Consider the following 23323-nt stretch of genomic DNA (forward strand, 5'->3'; position numbering starts at 1 on the left):
AGCCTAACCAGTGACTGGTTAGGCTTTGTCATTATCAGAGTAAAGCATCAGCTAGTTGCCGCAATCGCTAGGACACTTATGCGAGTTTGAAAAAAGCTGCTATCAAACAGTTCTTCTTTAATGCTCTGGACAAGCTTAGATGCTTCTTCGGCATTTGAGACATTCTTATACATGTATGATTTCCGTATCAACCAGTACTCGTTCTGTTCTGCTTCAGAATCAAGTTCATTTTCTGTTAGAGCCAACCCATCAGAATGGCGGATACCAATACGTAAGGTCTCGTATTCATCGAAGTAGGCCGTAATCGTCCAATCGGCCTCAATCCTAAACAACGACACGGTATCACCCCAGAAACAATTGCTGGTACCGCACCGCTGCTCTGTGGTAAAATCCAGATGCTCAATCAAGCCGTCGGCTATTTCGTTACGGTACGTATCGAGTCTGACCCGCGTGTAATCACGTCCATAGTATTTGTGTGCAAAAATATGGTCATACCTCCATCTTAAGTCTGTGGCATTCACGTCCTGCCGTTGTATCCAGTTTTGCAATCCGGGTTCAAGATAAAGATGCTCATGTACATGCTGATGTTCACTGCTTGACTGAAGAGAGGAGGGCTGAGTGACTAAGCGATTTAATTCCTCACTCACAGCCTGTTCATCATTCATGCACAAAAGATGCCGCATGAAATTCATAACTGTCGGCCTACGTCTTAAAAGCAGCCGCCAGTTATTGGCATCATCCCGTATATCCAAGCCTGTTAGCCAATTCCAATCAGGAGCTTGACTGATAACAGCACGAATCAGTAAGTGGGTTTTCTTATAATGTTCGCTTGTACCCTTTACTGAAAACAAGTGTGCCGCCAGTGACGCTCGATGCTGGAAATCCTCAATGGTGAGTTCATCAAGCAATAAGAACGTGATATTCCCCTGAAAAAGAGGATGCTTTTCACTTGCTACTAGTATCGGCTCCCAATCAGTGTTGTCCTGTATCAGCCGTGCTTTGAGTTGCTCCTCCCCCAGCTGAGATTTGATAAAGGACGAACGCTCCGCTTTTGCTATCTCATCGCACTCAGCAGATAGCAGGAATTCATAGATGTTACCAGCGCCCTTTGCCAACTTACCGACTATTCGCATAACGGCAACCATCGCATCAACACTACGCATGTCGGGGTCCACGCTGATGTTCCAAATCACCCGCAACCACTGGCGTAGCGCTTGCTGGTCAAATGATTCGGTTTCCAGGTAGCGCATTACCGCGTAAAACAGGATGCGTTGTTGCTGGGTGATGGAAGCGGCTAGTAAGTGCCAGTTATTGGGTTGTTCGCCCCAAGACTCTTTAATGGCTATGCCAATCGCATCGTAATGGTCAGATAATTTATCCAACAGCCGAGCTGCAGCTTTCACGCGTCCAGGTTTCGCTAGAAGTGCTCTGTAGAGTGCAAAGCCCTTATAAATCTCATTGTTCGGGCCGTTATCCAATGCGGACGGCAACGAAGTCTCTTCTGCAACCGGGTTAGGTTCCACAAAATGCATAGCCAGCAAAAAGCGCTGCCAAAACCGCATATAGGCTGCATCGACTGTATTGTCAACCCTGGCATTTCGCCAGAAAAGGTCGGTCCAAGTCGTATCCAGCTTCATGGTGAAGGCCTCAACGAAAGGAATACTGCGACCATCCAAATCAACAAGTTCAGCAAACTCCCCGCGCTCTGGATTGATTTCGGCTCGCAACCAGTCGATAAAGTCAGCTTTAAAGTTCTCGAAGCCTGTGAGTTGCTTGCCCCGGGCGTTCATTTTGATGTACAGCTCATCCGAAAGCCCGAAACCGTCAAGTGGCAGTACATAGAACGACAACTGCTTTAGTGCAGGAAACAAGTCTGTTGCAGCTGCCTCGGCGTACCTCTTGTGTATGGCATCCAGCATTTCTAACATGGCCTGGACGGTTGGGTCCTGCTGGTAGCTGCTGTAAAACCAGGCAAGGTTGCGAATCGTCTGGCTGGGTTTGGTAGCTGGGTCTATGTCTACGCTTGTGAGCTTGGCGCAGAAGTCACGGGCTGTGCTGCGGGTTGCGTAACTAAACTTGCCCAACCAGGCATTAAGCCTGTCCTTATCATCACCAGTCAGTTCACGGTTTCCGATGTACCAGTAGAGCAGAAACAACGTTGTCAGGCGCTGCTGCCCATCAAGTGGTACGAAGTATGGCTTCTTGTCCAGAAGTTGGACAGAGCCATATACAAAGTCGAGTGTTAGTTGATTGTTTCCGCCCAATGCTCCGAACAGAGCCGACAGAAACCGGCTTCGCACAGCTTCCTCCGACTTTCGGCCTTGCGCGTAATCGCGCTGAATCATGGGCACCTGCACGCCAGCAAAGCGGATAGGCTCCTGCGCCGCCATGCCTATTTCACCAGCCAGCAGCTCTTCCAAGTTATACTTTCTCATCTTGCTTATTGGTCGGCTTGGTGGGCAAAAACTCGTGTAATTCGGTGGCTATTTGATTGCGGTGAGCACGAATGTCGTCGATGCCCCAACTGGTTCGGTGGATACCTTTCTTGTCGTGATACTTCAGGAAGGCATTCTTAGTAGCAGGCGGGATAAAATTCCCTGCCCCATCATTTTCAATGATTATTCTCCGCTTGGTTACAAAAAGGGCGTTCCCATAGGAGCGATTGGTACTCGCATCCAGCAGGGTCAAATTACCAATGTTGTTTTTCGTTAGCTCGTCATTCACTTCTTCCCCCGCCAGTTTGATAATATCCTGCTGGATATCCTGGAATACCTCCCGGTCCTCACTCTTTTGTGCTGCCCGAAAGTCTTCAATGCGCTGAACCAAGTCAGCATCATTACTGAGTTGGGGCAAATCGTGCAGTGCCGCTTCTAGCCAGCTAATTTGGTCTTGCAGCACGATAAGCGGATTTTCCGAGGATGAATCAATGTGTTCGATGTCCCACTTTTCAAGCTTGAAGGCCTTAAAAGGGAATCGTGTGAAGCCCAGGGAAGAGTGGCGCTGCCGGATTACTTCCTGCAGGTTGAAGAGCAACAGCACCCGGCGAACTAACTCACGGTTGTCATAGCTCACATTCAGGTAGGCTTCACCGTCATTAGCATCTTGGGCCCATTCCACTACACCGACTGATTTATCGACCAGCTTAGCCGCAATCTTAGCTTTTAAGCGCTTAGTAATGTCACTCTTGGTAGGTGCATCGTAAAGAGCCAATAAGTCTTCTACGCGCTCCCCACAATGAATCAAAAAGCCTATATAATGGTACCACTCAGGATGCAGGTACCACTCCAGCATCTGATTGAAGCGCGTGACCACCGTTCCCCATTCCTGCTTGATAAACTCATGCGAGGGGTCAACATTGGCTCGCAAGTAGTAAAAGCGGAAGGTGGCGTGGCCATCCGTACCCGTCTTCTTATCTAGTTCAGGGTTCTTCTGCCGCTCCTGTTGACGAATAACCTCGAAAACGAACTCAATACGGGCGCTGGCATTGTTTGCTCCTTTGTTCAGGAACCACCACAGGTCATCGTTTTGCAACGCATTTTCTATGCGGTCCCATTCGCCGGCAATTTCGAGTTGTTGCAATTTCCCTAACTCATTGGCATCCTGACCAAAGTTTCGGGTCTGCAGAAACAAGGCTTTGATTAGCTCAGCGTTAGTTAAAGGTATCTTACCAAGATTGATGCGGGTGAAGCTTTCGATGGGATTTTCGTCTTTAGCTAGCTCATACCAGATGACCTTTACCATGCCCTGTACATTGGGATGCTCGGGGGTTCCTACCAGAGTCCCGATTATCGTATCACGGGCTGGTCGCTGTGGCCCTCTGCTTTCAAACCACTCCCGGATATAGCTATAAGCCTGGGAGATGTAATGAGAATCAATACTATTCTCATTGCCTTCGCTAATGTGCTCCAGGAAGCGGTTGGTATCGTTCCGCGTTTCATACCGTAGCGTGAATATATCATTGCCATAGGCACTGGCAAAGGACTCATCTTGCGGCAGATGCACCCGCGTTAGGTACACAAACAGGATTTTCAGGGTTGTGAGCCGTTGCTGCCCATCAACAATTTCCCAGCTTTGCTTTGGGTCACCTGGCTCAGCTGCAGTCGCAACTTCAGGGCAGGGCCGAACTACAATAGGCTGCAAGCAATAGAACTCCCCAGGGTTCTTGTTCTTTTTGTTAGCAAATTCAGATATGTCATTTAATAGGTCAACTACTTGTTGTTTATCCCAGCGGTAGCCGCGTTGATAAGACGGGATAAAGAAATCTTTCCCAAGTAGTTCGCCTATGGAATAGAGTCGTACAGCGTTTTCCATGAAGCACAAGGCAATTGCGTGAAGTTGATTAGGAAGCGTTTGGGTTTGGCAGGTTGATGGCTTAAGACTCTCCTGGGCCACTATGTAGTACAGCCTGAAACTGCAGCAGCATGAATCTGCTTAACCTGCATCTTTAATGACGCAGGGGCTAGTACTTGCACCTGGTCGCCGAGAGACAGCAACTCCATCAGCAGGTCATGGGTGTTGTAGACAGTCAACTGAATCAGTAGCTCCTCATCCGTATCCACCAACACACGCTGTGAACTGTGTAGTGGGAATGACTTGAGGTATTGGCCCTGCGTTGGTTTCAGTGCCAGAACAATTTCCGCCGGTGGCTCATGGTCCGGGCGAATAATGCCGAAGCTGTGAGCGTAGTACACCTCGGGCTGAAAGTTCGCAGGAGGCTCAAATGAATGAGTTGTCGATTCCAGCGCCTGGATGCGGTCTAGTCCGAAGCACCGAAGGACGTCCCGAACTGGGTCGTGTGCCAGCAGATACCATCGGCCTTTGAATTCTTTGAGCAACAGCGGGGAGACAGTCCGGGTCGAGGGCTCATCGTCCCAGAACTTGTGGTACTGAAAAGATACTTGGCGGCGTTGCTGCACGGAACGCACCAGTGGCTGCAGCCATTCCGTGCCCAGGGGGCGCCGAGATTCCCACTGCACAAACGGGCTCAGTGCCGTTGGCAGCCGCAGGAATTCCTGTAGCTCAAATGCGTCGTGCAGCCGCTGGTAGCCTTCCGGCAGCGGGTCCGTCGAGGTAATCACGTAGCCGCCTGCTCGCCGGTCATGCGCAATGGTAACGCCGAAGCGCTCCGCGATTTTGGGTAAGTCGCGCTGGAAGGTGCGCTGCGAATAGTTAGCAGCCAGGTCCTGCAGCGAAGTCTGTTCCAACAAGTAGTTGCGTAGTTCCTCAAAAGGGACAGCCCGGCGAAGGCTCTGCAGGCGCAGTACCAGAAGTAGCTGACGAAGAAAGTGGGCGTGGGTGGTCACGAAAAGGATAGGAGCTACCGTGCGATAGATGAAGTAAGCAGGCTATTCGTTTGGCATAATTGACGGGATAAAGAATAGCATAGCGTCATCAGAAAGCCATAAATCTGCATGAGGCAGAGTGCAAGATAAGGATTGGCAATGAAGCACGAACAGGCATTTATATATTGCTGTCCCTACCAAGTCACATGGTTTCCAGCATCTGCAGAACTCTTTCCTTTACCCACCATGCCCCCCATCGCTCAAGCTGCTCAGAGGCAGCCCCGTAATGCCGTTGTGCCTGCTGCCATCCTTCTTCACCGGCCGCTACCAGCTCAGCTAGGCTGAGCCCTTGATTCTGATATTGACTGGCCACGGAAGCCACATAGAGCGACACCGCAGCGGGAACGGCAGGGTTGGCTGCAGGTAGCTTGTGCACCTTAGTACTAGGCTTTGTGATTCGAATAGCGCGTAGCATGGACTTTAGCTAAGTCAGAATGATTCGCCGGCCTACGAGTAGCAGCCGGATGCGTTCGCCGAGCGCGGGCTCAAGCCCATGTCCAAACACGACTTCGGCTTGGCGGCCAGTCTGGTCCATTAGATACTCCAGAATCTGCGTTAGCTCATCCATTTCCAACTCAGCAGACATCCCGCTTTGTATAGCCAGCAAGATTCGTTGGGCAGGCAGGGAGCCATCACCCAGCATTGTGGAACTGTTCCACAGCTGCGGGCCCGTCACCTCAGCGCGGCTCTGGCCTTCCCCGGTTGCCATCCCAAACTGTAGAGAAGTTGCGTCGCTCATCACTTCCCACACGTCTTGGTGGTCCACGTTGATTTCGCCGGTATACGTCAGAATATGCTGCAGGACTGTCAGCAGACTGCTTTCTGTGGTGGGCGTCAGCGCCTGCACAGCGGATAGGTCAACTCCCTCCTGCTTCCAGTACGTCAATAGAGCCGCTGCTTGGGTTGGAAGCTCAGGATGAGACAGAATGGGGTAAGCTTGCATGAGGGGCCGGGCTGATTCCTCACTAAGTTGCGAGCCCACAGCGACAAAACATGTCGTTCTCATCCAACTCGAAATTTCAGGCCGTTTACGAGCTGAATATTCGGGATATCTTCGATTTGCATTGACGCATTCTTTGAACCTTATTAAGCTGAAATACTAACTAGAAGGCGCTAATCCGATGACCGACTAATCCTCTTTAGAGCAAGAAAGCGAACTGGCTGCTTTGCTCAATGATTATCACCAGCGGTATCCAGAAGCTGAAAGCCCCGCCTCGTATATGATGGGTTTTGGCCCAGAGCAGTTGTGCGCCATTCTGCGGAATGCTGATGGCCGGGAGATTGTCTTCAGCTACCCTGGCCTGGACCAGGGGGTACTGGATGGCTGCGCCTATCGGTATAAGGATACCCTGCAAGCAGGCACATCCGGCAACCCCATCACCCTGCAGGAGCTACTGTATGCCCGCGGTCTACCCTGCCAGGACAATACGGTGAAGCTCGTCCGGCACCGGGATGGCAGTGGTGGGCTGGACTTGCACGACTTGTACCGCAACCACCGCCCCGCCTTCCTTGATTACCAGCGCCAGCAGGGAAATCCTGTTTTTGACAAATGCGAATTCATTGTGGCCTGCCTGGGTGAGGCAGGCAGCCGGTCCCGCTTCGTGGGGGTTTTCCAGGTGCTGGGTATTGAGCGGAGAACGGAAGAGCATCTGTACTACAACCTGGTTGAAGTCCCCGGCTTTGACGACCTGAAAGAGCGGGTCATCTTCGATTGGGGCCGTGCCGCGCTCAGCTGGCATCAATGGCTACGCCCGGAAACAGGCAGAACCGTGCTGGAGATTCAGCCGAAGCCGTTCAGCCAGCCTTTTACCGACTACCTGGATTTCACCCTCTCGTTCGCGGAGCTGGCACAACTCGTTACCAGCCAGTCGCCACGCGACGAGTGGTACCGCATGCTCTCGGCAACGGCCGGCGTGTATTTGATTTTGGACCAGTCCAGTGGGAAGCAATACATCGGCTCCGCTTCGGGCACGGAAGGTATTTGGGGCCGGTGGAAGGACTACGTGGCCACGCGTGGCCACGGGGGCAACGCGGAACTAGTAAAACTCTTAGCGGCTGACGCGCAGCACGGCCGGCATTTCCAATTCACGGTTCTGATGACCCTGCCCAAAACCATGACCCGGCCCGAAGTCATCAAGCGCGAATACCTCTTTATGAAAAAGCTCGGCTCCCGCGCCCACGGCCTTAATCAGAAAGCGTCCCATGAATAATAAAGCAACCATTACTACCCACGCAGGCCTAACACTCGACTTGGCACAAATCAAGTGCTTCAAGCTGTCGCCGTTTCTTATGGATGGCAACGACACGCGGCAACTGCTGGTGGAGTACAAAACCCGGCCGGTGTATGTGCTGCACCCGGGCACCAAGCTGTGGGAGAAGGAGTACCTGGCCGATGTCATTGCCTACGACTTCCCAAACTATGAATCCGCGCAGGCGCACTTGCGCGAGTGGGAGGAAATCTGGCATGACTACCTAAATGGGCAGGATTAACGTACCTGGGGCAATGGCGATAGTGTGGCACGAGCAGCTTCTTAGTTCGCTTGCATTGCCTACGGTCCGTCGCTGATGGTTCGTAGGCGATTTATTTTATGCTGGTTTGAGACTTTACCAAGAATGTGAACCTAAGCCCATCCGTGAAAATGCTACTCCTATCTTGTGTCTTTTCTTAGGATCCGCATCTCGTTAATATGGAAGAGGCTGAAGTAATCGCCGGTTGTGAACACCTCTTGGGGTTGATAAAGGAGCGCGACCGCAAGCTGCTGGTGTTGAAGTATGTCAACTTCCTGGATTGGTTCGGGATGGGTCTCCGCCGCAACCCCGAGCGGGTTGCCATCATCGACACCTTTTTACAAGCCAACAACATCACCGTGTGGTGCAAGCGCGAGTCGCAACGCTCTATCGCCCATTTTGACCGCCGGACCACCGACCGAATCACCTTCCGCCTCGAAGGGGCAGCCAAAACCATGCAGAACGGCCAGGACCAGATAAGCTACGACAACGCCGGCACCATTGAGGTCGTCAAGCAGGACAGCGGCATTACGCTCTATCCTCACCAGAAGGAGGCCTTGCAGCATCTGAATGATAAAATCACCAAGTCCGGGAAGGTGCCCTTTGCGGGCTTGCTCGTCTTGCCAACTGGCGGCGGGAAAACCCTGACGGCGGCCCATTGGCTGTGCACCAACCTGCTTAACCAGAACAAGAAAATCCTCTGGATTGCCCACCGGCACGAACTCCTGGACCAGGCCAAGGCGACGTTCCATGAACGGCTGGCTTTTCAGGACATTCTGCGTACCAAGCCGTCGTTCAACTACCGCATCATCTCGGGCATTCACGACAAGCCGGTGCACATCCGGCCCACCGATGACCTCATCATTGCCAGCAAGGACAGCCTGAACGCCGGCTTCAAGTACCTGCTGGATAAATGGCTGGTCAACCAGGAAGAAGTGTTTCTCATCATCGACGAGGCGCACCACGCGACGGCCCGCACCTACAGAAAGCTCATCGAGAGCATCCGCGGCAGCGTCAAGCAATTTCGGATGATTGGCTTGACGGCGACGCCCTTCCGTACGGTCGAGGAAGAGCAGGGGCTGTTGGCCAAAGTGTTCCCGGACGACATCATCTACAAGATTGACCTACGTAAGCTCATCACCCGCGGCATCCTATCCGAGCCCGTCTTTGAGAGTGTCGAAACCGACTTCAACGTCCTGAGCCTGTTCAACAAGCAGGAGCTGGACAAGCTGAACTACTTCGACATTGGCAGCATCGGCGAGGGAACGGCCAAAACTATCGCCCAAAACGACCAACGCAACTGGTGCATCGTCAACCGCTACTGCGAGAACAAGGACAAGTACAAGCAGACCCTGGTGTTCGCACTCAATCAGGACAACGCCATTGCCCTGAAAAAGCTGTTTCAACTCAAGGACATCCGCTGCGAGTACGTGCTCTCCTCCATTCGGGACCAAGCCACCGGCGTCACCATTTCCAGCAAGGGCAACAAAGAGATTATCCAGCGCTTCCGGGCCGGGGAGCTGGACGTGTTGATAAACGTCAACATCCTAACGGAAGGCACGGATTTGCCCAATGTCCAAACCGTTTTCCTGGCCCGGCCGACCATCTCGCCGACCTTGATGACGCAGATGATTGGGCGGGGGCTGCGCGGCGAAAAGGCCGGCGGCACCAAGGAAGCTTACATCGTCAGCTTCATTGACAACTGGGAGGACAAGGTTGCCTGGGTCAACCCCGAACGGTTGATAATCGAGGAGAACACCGACTTCAGGGACACGCAGAAAAACACCCAAAAGCAGCTGGTCCGGCTCATTTCTATCAGCAAGATTGAAGAGTTCGCGGTGTTGGTGAACGACCACATCGACAAAGCCGACAAGGAGAAGTTGGAAAACATGCCCTTCATCGAGCGCTTGCCGCTCGGCATTTACCACTTCTCCTTATTAAGTCAGTTCGAGGAGGAAGCCCGGGAGAAGAACTGCGAGGTTCTCGTGTACAGCAACCTCAAGCAGCCCTACGCCGATTTGATGCATGCACTCCCCACGCTGGTAGCGGGACTGAAGGCCCCGGTGGCGGATTACCTGTCGGAAGCGCAGCTGCAGGACCTAAGCGCGACCATCGAGAGCCAGATTTTCTTCGGCCACGACTTGTACCCGGGGTACAGCCCGCAAGATGTTAAGGACATCGTGCAGTACTACTACCAAAGCGAATCGCTGCCGAGCTATATCGAGTTGCAGGACCGGGCCAAGTTTGATGTAACCAACGTGGCCAATGATATTCTGGCAGGCGACTACAGTCGTTCGCAGGAAGAAGCCTACAAAAGTCAGTTGTGGGACGAGCACGAATCACAGTGGAAAACCTTTTTTGGCCACGACAAACGCTACTTCCTACATGAAGTTGATTTGGCCATCCGCCGCATCAGCAACCCCGACCTCTACCAGCGCCCCACCATCATCCCCACCGACCGGAAGGAGCTACGCCGACTAGAGGAACTGCCGATGGGGGAAATCCGGGAGCAGAACCCGGCGTACTGGAAATGGCTCAGTGACCAGGTGTACGAGAAACATCGCGATGGCGAAGGGTACTACCAGAGTGCCGAAGGCGATTACCGAAGCAAAAACAAGCTCGACTTTCAACTGGACCACATAACGGCGATAAGCAATGGGGGCCTTACCACTTTTGAGAACCTGCAACTGTTGACCCGAAAGCAAAACGCTGTAAAAGGAGCCCGGTGAGAATATAAGACCATGGGCTCCAGCGCCTTCGTAAAGACCACGTCCTGGTTACCCGTTTCAAACGCCAACAAATTGAATGGAAGAAGATAACTACCTCCAGAATCTTAGCAAAGCTATTGGGTTATCGGTTGACCGACTGGTTAGCATTCAGTCTAACCTGGGCCTATCCGTTTCGGCCGCCGTTCCTGCAGATATTATCTCTTGCATCATGGAGAAGGTCGAAGAAGAAAGCATTCAAATTCTCCCCGACCTGTGCTTAGGAGAGGTAAAATTCTATGACGAGCACAAAAATTTCTTCGGTGTCATCCACCAGATAGCTTCTGCATCTGATTCCTGTCCAGAATCCGTAAAGTTTTATGATACTGATTCTGTAAGTAACTCCTTTCCCGATGGATGTCTGGTGCTATTTAGACTGAAACGCACGAGTGATAAAGCGAAAGCGCACGAAGTAGTCCAGTTAAAGGAGGCATCGTATAGTAAGTTGTTGGCTGCGCTGCAAGAGTTGCTTTCTCACAAGTCACAATGCATTCCTAGGTTACTGGGAGCCCCGCAGTTCAAAGCAGGTGCCATAATCAGCACATCACTACGCAAACAACTATTGACAACACTGCAAGAAGGCGTAGTTGATAAGTCAGTATCAGAACGGGACATAAACCAAGCGTGGCAGGGATTAGAGCGTTTGCGTGCTGAAAATGAAGACTTTCTCGTTTTTCTTCAAAACTTAATGCAACGCAGGCAACCTACCCTTAGAGGAATAGTAGCCGCGTTGCACAAGCGTAAGCTACACATAGAGGGTGACCTACAAAACCAAATAAGGGAAAGCCTGCTTTTGGAAATTGAACGGGACCGCTACATTAAGCCATCTGAACTACAAGGAATTATGTCTTCTCTCAAGTGGCTGGGGGCAGGCAAAGGCGAAATAATGAGGGTAACCGCTGGTTCTATCATAAGCCAGTTAGGCTACGAGTTAGGCTCCCTAATTAAGACTAGGGGCGATGAAGGCGACTTACTACTTGAAGTATTTATTTTAACCCACTTAGAATCTGTGAGTTCTTATCGTTCACAACAGAACGGAAGGGACATCTATGATATTGGCATTATACTCAAGCAATCAGACTTCAGTTCTGATAAACAAGCTCTCCTAGCTACTCTGGAAGCTCACGTGTTAGCGGATAGAACCCGGTATTCGTCCTCAGTGATTCGGGCTCTTTACTCATTAACGGGCAATCCCTCTGCACTGGAATCAGTAGTAGTGAAGACTACTAGCGATTTCGAGAGGCTCTGTCGCGAAATTCCAAACGCTTCTGGCGGACTAATCACAATAGGAGTCAAAGCGCATATCAAATCCGTAGCTCTCAGATTACTGGGTGAAAGTTCGTATCCAAGCCCAGGACTGAAAGATTTAGGTAAAATTATTTCTGCCTGCCAGCAAGTAGAAGTAGGCCTGACTGTTGAAGAAGTTTCTATAATCGCCAATGCTGAAAGCAAATGGTCTGTAGACACTTTTATAGAGTATATAAGATTCTTGGAAAGTAGCCAAGCGGAAGAGCTACTGGCTGAATTTATACGAGAGCGTTTCCAATCTAAGGACTTCAGGGATAAACAGTATTCATTGCTGAAAATCCTGATAGAGCTACAGCATATACCATTGATAGCAAAGCTGTGTTTACAGGCTTGGCCCTGTGAACCGGGTTACTCTCAGCATAATCTGTGCGATGAGGTCTTATCAAAGGATCTCAACCTGTTCCAATATGTTGACGATAAGCTACTGGCTGCTATTACAGTTGAAACTAACTATGAACTATTACAGCTGAGTATTGAACAAAGGTCAATTCGCATTGTACAAGCACTTTTGGCTAACGCGGTTTTTGACAAGCAGGAGTCGCTTCATGAATTTGCTGATTGGTGTCAGCAGAACAAATCCTCTGTTGAGTACTGTGTAGATATTTTATCCGAAACAAACGCTTTTCAAGTACCAGGCCGGGCAAAGGACAATATGGGCTATATGTGCTTGTTTGCTTGGTATCACATTGAATCAGCCACGATAAAGCGTTTGGTTGATAACTGTGACGATATTAGACGCGAATACCTTATCAAATATCTGCTCTACCGTGTTTACCAACGAGGAAAAGGAGCCGGAATGCCGCACATCAAGGGTATTGAGGTGCTCCGTACTATAACAGAAGGCATTAAAACAACGGCACTCTCATTAAATCTCATCTGCTTTTTCATAAAACGCGCTCCACAGTCTGGTGATAATTTATTGGGATTGCTCAACTCATTTATTTACAAAGAAATTGAACAGGAAAAAGCTGGCGATTACTCCTCATTTAAAAATGCATTCTTAATTAAGAAATTATCCAGGAAGTGTAGTGGGCGCAAACTACAGTCTGATAGCACATTCCGCGAGTGGAAACAAGGCTCCGTCTCCCGTGTGTACATCGACCGGTCCCGCTATCGGGTGACCGAGCACTTGGGTATATTTTGTGAAGGTCGTCCCTGGAAATCGCTTACTGCTTACGATTCCGAGCAGAACCGTTCCACTACCGTACACATTCACTATTGTCGGGGCTGTGCATGCTATGAGCCGAACATGGACCCGCAACTTAGGGGCCATTTCTCGGACTGGACAATAAGCGAAGTTCTGGCGGTTCTAGGTTACTCTATCGACCGCCTAGTTATAAGTACGATTGCGGGATGGGCCAACAGGATGAATGAGATTCTGGACCACTTGCAATGCCGGACATGCAAATCTGTCCTGCGGCCCAAGGCCATGGATTTTGACACTCTTGGTTACTATGCCGTTCCGATATTCTATTGCCTGAACAACTCCTGCGCAGATTACCGGCAAGAAATCAGGTTTACCCATTGCATCAAGTGTCATGGCTTGATTGATAGCAGAGACTGTAAACCATGCAGTAACGGTTGGTTAATTTGTCCTGACTCATCTTGTAAGGGGTGTTGTCCCACGCATAGTGGTAAAAGCTACACCCCGGTCAAGGTCCAGAGGAATGAAATGCCTGACTTTTAAACTTACCAAGAAAAGCGATGAGTCGCTGTTCCCGCCTGCCTCGTTTGGCAAGATGCCCTGGGCTTATTACAGTCCCTTGATGGAAGTAGGTATACTTCGGTAGGCAATCCTAATAGAAAGCGGACGCATTTAATAGTTCAGGTACGATAACCCTTAATTATCATCCCTACTCTCCTTTTCTGGATGTTTGGTTTTAAGTTATGATAACCTTCACTTATCATAACTTATCTTTGCCATTGAAAAAGCGCGGCTTCTTTACCGTTTCAGATGCTTCTATATAAGGTGTCGCCTTATGGTCCAAATCAACTCGCTCCGGCACTGCCTTAAATTCACTCCATGAGCGAAGACCTTTCTCTCGTTGCCTCTTCACCCGCCGGCCAGTCGGTCGGCGCGCAGTTGGCTCGGGCCTCAGCCAAAGTCGCGGGCTTTCTGGAAGTCGGCCTGCAGGGCGCGGCCAATACAGAGCGGGCCTACACGTCGGACCTAAAAAGCTACGTGACCTTTTGCGAGCAGCATGGCTTCGTCGCCGTGCCGGCCGACGTGGATACACTCACGGAGTACGTCGCCTACCTGGCTTCCGAGAAACCGGTATCCGATACAATGGGCGGTGGGGGAAAAAAGAAGCGAAAGGGCCAGCAGCCGCTCACTCGTCCCCACTCGCTGGCTACCATCAAGCGGCACCTAGCCGCCATCCGTAAAGCGCACCAGCTCGCCGGCCACCGGCTGCCGGCTACCTTGGATGCGCTCAACATTGTCATGGAAGGCATTGCCCGCACCCTGGGCAAGCGGCAGGATCAGGCCCCAGCGTTTACCGTCGAGGAGCTGAAGCAGGCCATCCGCCGCATGGACCTGGAGACATCGGCCGGCCTGCGGGACCGTGCCCTGCTGCTACTCGGTTTTGCGGGGGCATTCCGCCGCTCCGAGCTGGTGGACCTGAACATCGAGCAGCTAGATTTCACGGAGCGGGCCTTGCTGGTGCACCTGGCCAAAAGCAAGACCAACCAATACGGCGCCGTGGAGGACAAAGCCATTTTCTACGCGCCCAACGCGGACTACTGCCCCGTGCGCTGCCTGCGGGCTTGGCTCCATTTGCTCGGTCGTACGACAGGAGCGCTGTTCGTAAAGATTCCGCGGGCGGCTCCGGGCCAGATGGCCGTGCCTTCAGACAAGCGGCTTTCCGACATCTCCATCAACAAGCTGGTGCAAAAGCGCCTTGGCCCGGATTACTCAGCTCACTCCCTGCGGGTATCCTTTGTGACGGTGGCTGTGCTCAACGGGCAATCTCACAAAGCCATTAAAAACCAAACCAAGCAAAAAACGGATGCCATGATTGAGCGATATACGCAGCTCAACAACGTGGTGTCCTACAATGCTGCTCAGGCGTTGGGGCTATGACAAATTGCATAAATAGTCACCAGGCCTGCCACTACCCCCACCTCGATAAGGTGCACCAGTACAAATTGGACAAGTAACTTGGATTGTAATGTTAGTGGGCCTTGAGAGCGACGAAAGTTATTACAAACAACAATGTCAGTTAGTACTGAAACCTTTAAGGCAGTTTGTTCCAATCGAACATGCTCCTCTAAATAGGCGGTGCCTGTACGAACAATTATTTTCTAAATGTAGAATCTAAATGAAGTAGGCAGCTTCCTGATGTTCTTCACATTCAATTCTGCCATAATCCCTCCTACCTGCCTAGAAAACGATAGTGTCACCGGGGCGCCGCCAGTAAAGCTAGAAGTATTCCAATTCATGCGAGCCAGCGCTAGAATATCTTCAGCAGCCTTTACAACATCCAGTGGCTCATTGCTTCTTATTTCGATTGGCCGCGGAATATGAGCCCCCGGATAGGTACCAAGTTCCCGGATATAGCCTGTGTTAAACAAGTAATAACTGGTGTCATTAACGACGCATAAAGTACCGCGGTCAACCGGATACTTACTATGCTTAACTAAGCAAAAGGCTGTCTCCTGTAAATTAATGAGTTCCACAATTGGAATACTGCTGAACGCATTACGGAATCCTTCTTCCTCATTCTCATCAAAAAAGGAGGTTTTGTGCAGCACTATGCGCTGAGGCGGTAGCCCGGTTCGGTAAGCATATTCTTCAATAATTTTTACACCTAGCTCAAATGATTGCGCACTGGAAAGGTGCACAGCCCTACTAGCGCGCGGGTTGTACTCCACATCGCTTCCGCGCAATGCAAAACCTTCTCCGTCTGAGGAAAATCCCTGGGCAATGCACGATTTTACCACTTGTTTAATGTTGGTGCGCAGATGATGAAATGTAATGCCGACAAAGCATGTCTCTACATCGTGCGCACGTAAACGCCACGGAATTCCGCCAGCCTTGTAATACAGCGCAACGGAACTATTCCAAGCCCGCGCAGCTGCATCTTGGTTATCCGCTAAGTCCAGAAATATCTTATCCCTCCCAATTTGTATGGGGATATTGACCAAAATAGCCTTCGCTTTTAGGGCCCGACGGAAATCCCTGTACAGCAAATCTTCTTCCGTATCTTCTATTTGCTCGTCAAAAAGGGAAAACTGAAAACCTGGCTTATTAGCAGATGCCATTTTTTTCAACTCGGATTTTTCATCCTTTGTTAATTTCCGCTCCACGTGATGACAAGCATCTACCAGATTTTCAGGTAGACAGCAAAAAATAACGTTAGGACGCGTTGACTCAAGAGTTGAAAGCTTCTCTAGTCCTTTGTTGTACAAATTAAGCACTGTATCAAAACGCAGGCTGTCGTCTTGAATTGCAAGCGCATCAGTAAGCTCCTCAGACGCTATTTCATGCGTCCAAACGGTACTAGTGTTAAGAGTAGCTTGAAAGACCATCCCAAACCCTGGATAATCAGGGTATTGCTGGGTGTTCTTCATGGTTGTTGGAATGAGCCCTTGGCACCGTTCGAGCCAAAAAGCAGCTTTCATGTTCATCTCCCGTGGTCCAACCAAACCAACCCGCACCTCCTTTAATTGAGCAGCCCCGAACCGCACATCGAAAGGTCCTGCTTGTTTCAGTCCCACTTTGGGGTCGGTGAAAGAGCCAATGCCGCCAAACTCAAGTTCAGTAGGCTGAATTTCAATAATCTTGATATCCATTGCTTTATTCTTCAGTGTCGTCCCACTCTTTCTCATCCGCTCCTAGTTCTTCCCGTTGCTGGTCAGCTAGTCGGCCTATCTCAGGGTCAACATCACTCTCATCTTCTTCATCATCCAGCTCGTCAAACTCCCCTTCAATCAGTGTGACATCATTCTGGGAGGCACCGACGTAATCAGCCCCTATCAAAATGTTATCACCTAAGCCGTCCGTCGTGGAAGAATGCAGCACAAAGCTTTGATGAGGTTCGCCAGATAACGTGCGAAGCCAGAACACCAAATCATTGAGTACACTTTGGTTATAATCATGCGACATCTTTTTGGTCGCCAATCGGCCAACTTTGGCAGACTCTAAAAGGTCTTTTTGTCCATTCAGAGTGAAAACATATGTAGGCTCAATGAATAAACACCACTGTTCGCCGATGCGCCGCACAGAATAGTAGAATGCCTTATGCTCCCAGTAGCGTATTGTTTCCTTATTGACTGCGTAGCGTGGACGCGCAACTGTTCGTTTGGTCTTTTTGAAACGGGCTTTGTAAGCAATTACTCGTGCGCCATCATCACTCTTAGGAAAGTAGGCGCGTTTTTTAACAACGTCAACTACTAAACCACAGCGGAAGAAATGACTTTTAAGGCTATCATTAAGCAACCTGACAAACCGTTTCTCTCCTTCATTACCAGCTAGGTATTCGTCCAAGGCTAGTGTAGCAATAGTTGGGATTTTTACCAGATTGCGAAGGGTATTGTATCTGATTCGCAAATCGGTAAGCGTGAAAACCTGCTTCTCAAATAATTCAAATGGCGGAAAATAGAGAGTAGGGTACGTCTCAAACATTTCTTTTCTGGAAGAATGTAAAGACTCAGCATAGGAAATGTATTCTGGAAGGTGCTGTATTTCCAGAATGTTTGATGTGTATTTAGTTGTAATAACTCTTAGTGGGACAGCGGTTTGAGTAATCTCATCGACGGCTTCGGGGCGGCATTGCAAAAGCACAGTGAATTCCGTATTAGCCAAATTAGCTTCGAAGTCAACGTGTCCAGCATTCTGTTGAACCCGCTGAACAACGTCATATAGGCCGGAACCCCGCTTGTCCATGGCGCCGGCACCATAAAATAAATCTGCTAATACAGGATTGCGATATCCTTTAATTCCCCGCCGGCCACGCCTGATTTCATCAATCATTACTTCGTCTTCGAAGAATGGTCGCACCTCATCCATTAGGCCGCCAGGATTGAAGATTCGGATAACCCCAGGGTTTATTTCGATAACGTTAGTTTCCTGCACTTCATAGTCCCGATGCACAAGGGAATTGACTACTACTTCCTTTAGAGCAATCGGGTCGTAGGGCGTTACGTCCGTTGACTCTTCATTCTTGAGCCTGAAAGGTTTATTGACTAAGGCTAAAGCTTCGTCAATCTCTTTGAGTTGAATCCACAGATTGCCGCTAATTGTTCTCTCAACGAACTCCTCCTCAATCGAATCGTCCTTCAGCAACTTGCGCAGCCATCTGGTCGGACCCGCGAACTTTATAACTACTTGTGCCTTAGAAACAACTTCCTGCGGCTTTTTGGCAAAAAGGAGTAACCCAGCGTATGTAGCCAACAAGTTCCCTTCATGGTCAACCCGAACCAAATTGAGATGCACCATCTGGTTAGTGAGCCAGTCTGAGTCAATCGTATCTGGTATTGAGATTTTTAGCTTTTCGCAATACTTTACAATGCGTAGTCGCAGCAGTGCGGCATCAAAATCTTCTGCTTGATAAGCAATGGCACTTTTCAAGTCGAAACTGGTCACCGTGGGCTCGCGTCGGTTGACTACCGGTAGCGAACGGTCAAAATTCACTTTTATCTTCTTCTCCCCCAAGTGCGGCCAAATCACCTTGTCAAGTAGATGGTCAAAGGATTCTATCTCAATAAATTGAAAGTTTGTTCCGATGATACTGCTAAGCGTCTTCACATAATCGGTAGCATCTTCTGGTTTCTCCCCTTTGCGCAAGCACCAATAAATCCCGTTTTTATAGTTATTGGCACGTTGGGCGTTGCTTATGAGCAAATGTTCCATAATCGAGGCTTCGCCTCCGCGGTATCCTACCACTACGAGCGGGTGGTCTTTCAACAGTGGGACAAGCGTTTGCACCAACTCCTCATCCATGCGCTCAATTTCCTCGATTACATTACGGTCAGAATAGTTATTGACGTCGCCGTGAAGAAACACGGAAACGGGAAAAGGAGGTGTCGCTGAAATTTTTACGTACTCCGGAGCTGTCCGCACATAATCAATCATGGCCGGCTGATTGATTTCATTCCTTGCTTTCCCAATACACTCGTCGAAATTGGTGGTAAGCACAGTGCTGATGCGGCTCAAGTGCATGAGTTCAGCAAGCCTCAGATAACCGATGCTCACCCGCATATCAGGGTTCAAAATTTTCACCCAGAACTGCTTCCTAGCTGTTTGAGGCTGTAGAAGGCTTTCAACAGCGTATGGAAATAGTTCTCCCATAGAAACATCCTCTTTGAACCATGCCTGTGTGTCACGCAACCACGGCAACCAATCGCTGCGTGTTATGCGTGGGTCATCAGGGTCTTTGCCATTCTGACGTGCATAAGCCCATTTAGATGCTTTGCTAACAATGTCTCCAGCCAAGGGAATACCTGAAGTAACGGACGCCCCAGCACCAAGCAAGAAAATAGGTTTGGGCGTATTTTTCAGCAGAGTAGCTACTATGCCCGCGTTATTAACATTTAAATGCATGATGCTAAATTAGATATTGACAGCAGGTAAAAAACTGGCTAAGGCTGAAACGAAAGTGTATTACTATGCCAGTGAAAAAGATATAGGGTCGCCTCATTTCTTCGGCTAGAAATATTTCTATTGGATTGAGGTTTTATTCACGTCCTGATTCTGAAGATGTTCTAAATCAAGTGTGTCACACGGATTTTCTTATACTTTTTGCCCATACCAAGCGCAGCAGCTGTCGCATTTCTAACAAGCATTTCGCCCTTACCTAGCTCGCTGATAGCTTGTTTGATTTCGTTGAACTCGCCGCCAGAAGCTACGCCAAACAGGTCTTTAACTATCTTATCGTTGATGGTCTGTTGCTTCATCAAAAGCGGATACTGCGCATTGGCGTAGAAGTCGAAATAGTCGCTTTTGAAGCTTTCCATGTTCTGGGTGGCTAGGATAATGCTGAGACCTTTATTCCGACCCACGGCAATCAAGTTGCGCAGTGGCCGATTGTCAAAGTCAAGCATGTAGTGCGCTTCGTCGATGATGGTGAAGTGGCGCAACTCCACTAAGCCGCCGCTCACCTGTTGCTTGGGCAGTTCCTCGTAGAGGTTATTCAGCTTTGAAATAGTGAAGTACACAATGGCTTTGGCCACAGCCCCATCCTTAGGGAAACCGTCCATTTTCACGATGAAGCTGCGACGGATAAGGTCCACGTCATCGGTATCGCGGAAAAGCTTGCTGCGAATGAGCTGCTGCAGAATTGACCGCACAGAATCCATTTTATCGGCATCTTTAGCCGGGAGCAACGCCACATAATACTTGTCAATCAGAGCAAACGATATGGGTTGGCCCGCTGAGTGTTTGTAAGCATTAATAACGGCCTGAGTCAGCGTATTGGCCATGTTAGCACTGATGACCGTGCGTGGGTCCAGCGCTTTGAACGCCTCGCTTATTTCGCTCGCGTAGAGGTTAATGGCATTCTGCGGCTTGCCTTCAAAATTTTTAAAGGGTGAAAAGGGCAGTGGTTGGTGCACCGGGTCCAGCAGGCAGTCATCGGGGCTTACCTCAAAGTGCGTGAGCCAGCTGGAATTAGCTGGGTCAGAAAACTCTCCTTTGTAATCAAAAAGCAGGAAATTAACGGGAAAGGAAGTTTCGACCGTGGCAGCCCGCAGCTGCTGGAGCAGCACGGCTAGTAGATTACTCTTGCCTGAACCTGTGCTACCAGCAATCAGAATCTGGGTATTGGTAACGTCGGCCCCATTCAGGTTGAGCGTGGCTGGCATATCGCCCTCATAGGTGCCCACGTGCAGGTTGATAGCCGGCACCCGTCCAGCCCCATCACCGCGCAAGCCAGTGGCCGCGTTGAGTAGCCAGCCTTCCAAATGGTTGGGGTCTTGCAGATAGACCATACCCCGCAGCATCTCGTGGTTGAGGATACGGTCGCGCACGGTGGGCGTTTCCCAGTCGGTATCGGCGGGATACCGCAGTTTAAGTAGCGCTGAGAACAAGGCTTGAAAGTCGCCCCGTGAGAAAACCGTATCGTGAAATGTGCCTGGTATACGAAGGCTACCAGCGGCATCGGCGCTGCGCGGGCCGGGTTGGCTCAGCCCAGCCATTAGCGCGAGGCGCTGGACCAGATTTTGGGTCATCACCACGGGCTTGGTTTCGGCTCGATATTCGGGCAGATTAAGCTGTTGTTCCAGTAGCGCTCGCAGGGCCGTGGTTTGGGCTAGAACTTCTTCAGATTGGCGGATGCCTACAAAGCGGATGACGGCAGTTTGCGTATGGGTAGCGGCCATAGAATTAGAAAAGCAAGGAGTAAGAAGCGCAGAAGGATAAGATTACTGATGGCTGGGATGCTGGCCAAAATACCCTTCTACCACATCTGTACATTGATTTTGCTTGTCGCGCACGAGCGTGTAGGTACGAGCCAGAAAGGGACGAATCCGCTCCAGGTCATCGCCCAACCGGATTTCACTATCGGAGCTGAGCAGGATAGTTTGGTGGGAAACTCGTGGAAAATAGCTTTCCAGCATGGTCGCTCGGCTGCGTTCGTCCAGCACGCCCATCACCGTATCAATCATTACAGGTGGGTCATAATCGCCGAACTCATGCAAGGCTTTGAGCAGGCATTGCACGACTACTTGCTTTGATGCCGTGTTGAGTTGGTCGAGGTAAATTTCATTACCGGCCGTGTGATAGAGGCGAAATGCCAAATCCCGTAGTTCTTCCGACAACTCTACCCGCTCAATTACCCCTTGGTAGGCCACCAAGTTCAGGTTTAAGTCATGCAGCATCTGGGTTTCAATCTGCTGCTTTTTGGTGCGCAAGAGCGTGTTGGCCACTTCTCGAAAAAACGTTGGAAGCTTTTGCAGCGCCTCCAAACGTGGGTCAGGGTCGTTATCCACCTGAATATCGAACTGGTGAATGCGCTCCGAAAGGCGCTTTAGGTCGTCGCGGTGGACTTTAAGGGCTCCTTCCAGTTGCTTTATTTCCCCTTCATTCTGCTCATATGCTTTGAGTAACGTGTAGTCGTGCCCCGAAATTTGGGCTTTATAGCCTTCAATCTGCTCCTGCTGCTGATTTAGCCCTGCTAGTGCTTCGGTCAGCTCGACTTGCTGGGCGGCCAGCGGCGGGAAAGGGTTGCTGAAGCTTGAATGCAGCAGAGCAGTAAGGGCTCGAACTTCTGCCGGGTCGAGATAAGCGTAGGGATTAGGAGCATCGGGGGCTGGTTGGCCAGCTAGCAGATAACGACGCAAATCAGCGGTATCGAGGGGGGCTGCCAAGGCCTGCTGCTCGTCGAGGTAGCGTACCACCTGCTGCAATAGCCGGTCAAGCACGTCTGGGCTTAACTGCTGGTCACGTTGCTCATCCTGCTGCGCTTGGCTTTGGAGGACCAACCCTATCTCGGCGCGGAAAGCCTGGTGCAGCTGGGGCAGTCCCACGTGCGTTTCCAGGCTGCGCACGAAACTATCTACTCCTTCCCGGTAGCTGCGCTGACGTTCCAGGGTGGTCTGCATTTGACCCTGCACGGTTTTAATCTTCTGAGTCAGGGTTTCTTCGGCATCCATGCCGGCTTGCAGCTGGCGGTAGGTATCGTGGTGCTCCACGGCGTAGCGGCGGCACTGGGCCAAGCGCTCCTCGTGGCGCCGGATGGTCTCCTCAAGCGTATGCTTAGCCACCGTTAGCTTGTGGTACTCCTCACGTTCTTTATCCAGCTCCAGGCGGCTGGCCGTGTGCTGTTGCACCAATAGCTCCGCTCCGTGGGCTAGCTGAGCGTACTTCTGAAAGCCCATCACATTCTCGATGTTCTCCCGAATCACGCGGTTCAGCTGGTCCTGCTTTAGCAGGTTACCCGATTCCATCGCATCGAACAGAAAATAGCGGCTCAGTTCCTGGGGCAGGTTGGCCTTGATAATCTTATTTACCTCTGCTTCTGCCCGCAGCCGCTCCCTGGCTGCCATGGCGGAGCCGTAGGTAAACAGGTTGCCGTCCATGTTTAGCGTTACTGACTCTACCGGCTGTTGGGCCGGGTTGAGCATATAAGTACGCTTGAGAATGTACTGCTGCTCCTGCTGCAACACCTTGCCTGCAAAATGCAACTCCAATACAATCTGGGTCTTGGAGCGGTCTGTTACACTTGCGTTGAGCAGCATTTCAAAGTCACGGGCCGTTTTCACTTTTAGCCCGTATAGTCCGCCGTAAATGGCCTCAAATAGCGTAGTCTTTCCCCCGCCATTCGCCCCACCGATGAGAATAATGGGTCGCTCGTCACCCGCCGGCACCGTTAGGTCGAGGTCGAGGTGTTGGTAGGTTTTGAAGTGCTGGGCTTTGATGCGTTTGAGCAGCATAGGATAGGTACAGACTAGAAATAGAGTTTA

Annotated in this window: 14 protein-coding genes; 5 read left to right on the forward strand and 9 right to left on the reverse strand. The window is 50.5% G+C overall.

The features are described from left to right. Positions 1 to 47: 47 nt before the first annotated feature. The 5 genes from CHB83_RS21350 to CHB83_RS21370 form a co-directional block, all read right to left on the reverse strand. Complete coding sequence (locus tag CHB83_RS21350; protein ID WP_089334203.1) at positions 48 to 2435, reverse strand: DUF262 domain-containing protein; 2388 nt, start codon at positions 2433 to 2435, stop codon at positions 48 to 50. Next, entirely contained in the window at positions 2422 to 4311 is a 1890-nt protein-coding gene (locus tag CHB83_RS21355; RefSeq protein WP_089334204.1) for a GmrSD restriction endonuclease domain-containing protein, read from the reverse strand. The genes CHB83_RS21350 and CHB83_RS21355 overlap by 14 nt, the downstream gene beginning before the upstream one ends. 80 nt (positions 4312 to 4391) lie before the next feature. Further along, positions 4392 to 5303 (reverse strand): helix-turn-helix transcriptional regulator, encoded by a 912-nt coding sequence (locus tag CHB83_RS21360; protein ID WP_179225597.1) that lies wholly within the window; start codon positions 5301 to 5303, stop codon positions 4392 to 4394. Between the two features lie 181 nt (positions 5304 to 5484). Beyond that, positions 5485 to 5718 carry a hypothetical protein gene (locus CHB83_RS21365; protein WP_143437235.1) on the reverse strand — a complete coding sequence of 78 codons (234 nt, stop codon included), beginning with the start codon at positions 5716 to 5718 and terminating at the stop codon, positions 5485 to 5487. A gap of 48 nt (positions 5719 to 5766) precedes the next feature. Continuing rightward, the gene (locus CHB83_RS21370) at positions 5767 to 6285 is read right to left on the reverse strand and encodes an FtsZ/tubulin family protein (RefSeq protein WP_179225598.1); all 519 of its coding nucleotides are present in this window, start codon (positions 6283 to 6285) and stop codon (positions 5767 to 5769) included. 277 nt (positions 6286 to 6562) lie between these two features. Here CHB83_RS21370 and CHB83_RS21375 point away from each other — a divergent pair, with 277 nt between their 5' ends. The 5 genes from CHB83_RS21375 (at position 6563) to CHB83_RS21395 (ending at position 15005) form a co-directional block, all read left to right on the forward strand. Next, entirely contained in the window at positions 6563 to 7552 is a 990-nt protein-coding gene (locus tag CHB83_RS21375) for a GIY-YIG nuclease family protein (RefSeq protein ID WP_089334208.1), read from the forward strand. Continuing rightward, positions 7545 to 7832 (forward strand): hypothetical protein, encoded by a 288-nt coding sequence (locus CHB83_RS21380; protein ID WP_089334209.1) that lies wholly within the window; start codon positions 7545 to 7547, stop codon positions 7830 to 7832. The genes CHB83_RS21375 and CHB83_RS21380 overlap by 8 nt, the downstream gene beginning before the upstream one ends. A 197-nt stretch (positions 7833 to 8029) precedes the next feature. After that, the gene (locus CHB83_RS21385) at positions 8030 to 10579 is read left to right on the forward strand and encodes a DEAD/DEAH box helicase family protein (protein ID WP_089334210.1); all 2550 of its coding nucleotides are present in this window, start codon (positions 8030 to 8032) and stop codon (positions 10577 to 10579) included. Between the two features lie 208 nt (positions 10580 to 10787). Then, positions 10788 to 13610 carry a hypothetical protein gene (locus CHB83_RS21390; RefSeq protein WP_143437236.1) on the forward strand — a complete coding sequence of 941 codons (2823 nt, stop codon included), beginning with the start codon at positions 10788 to 10790 and terminating at the stop codon, positions 13608 to 13610. 336 nt (positions 13611 to 13946) lie between these two features. After that, a complete protein-coding gene (locus tag CHB83_RS21395; RefSeq protein WP_089334212.1) occupies positions 13947 to 15005 on the forward strand; it encodes a tyrosine-type recombinase/integrase in 1059 nt (352 codons plus the stop codon). A 221-nt stretch (positions 15006 to 15226) separates the two neighbouring features. Here CHB83_RS21395 and CHB83_RS21400 read toward each other — a convergent pair whose 3' ends face one another. The 4 genes from CHB83_RS21400 to CHB83_RS21415 form a co-directional block, all read right to left on the reverse strand. Then, positions 15227 to 16717, reverse strand: coding sequence for an argonaute/piwi family protein (locus CHB83_RS21400; RefSeq protein ID WP_218823222.1), 1491 nt, complete (start codon positions 16715 to 16717; stop codon positions 15227 to 15229). A 4-nt stretch (positions 16718 to 16721) separates the two neighbouring features. Then, complete coding sequence (locus tag CHB83_RS21405; protein WP_089334214.1) at positions 16722 to 19466, reverse strand: SIR2 family protein; 2745 nt, start codon at positions 19464 to 19466, stop codon at positions 16722 to 16724. Positions 19467 to 19627: 161 nt separating this feature from the next. Beyond that, positions 19628 to 21241, reverse strand: coding sequence for an ATP-binding protein (locus tag CHB83_RS21410; protein WP_089334215.1), 1614 nt, complete (start codon positions 21239 to 21241; stop codon positions 19628 to 19630). Between the two features lie 42 nt (positions 21242 to 21283). Next, the gene (locus tag CHB83_RS21415) at positions 21284 to 23293 is read right to left on the reverse strand and encodes an AAA family ATPase (protein ID WP_089334216.1); all 2010 of its coding nucleotides are present in this window, start codon (positions 23291 to 23293) and stop codon (positions 21284 to 21286) included. Between the last annotated feature and the right edge of the window lie 30 nt (positions 23294 to 23323).

The organism is Hymenobacter mucosus (assembly GCF_900188255.1).
In the GTDB taxonomy this organism is placed as follows: Bacteria; Bacteroidota; Bacteroidia; order Cytophagales; family Hymenobacteraceae; genus Hymenobacter; species Hymenobacter mucosus.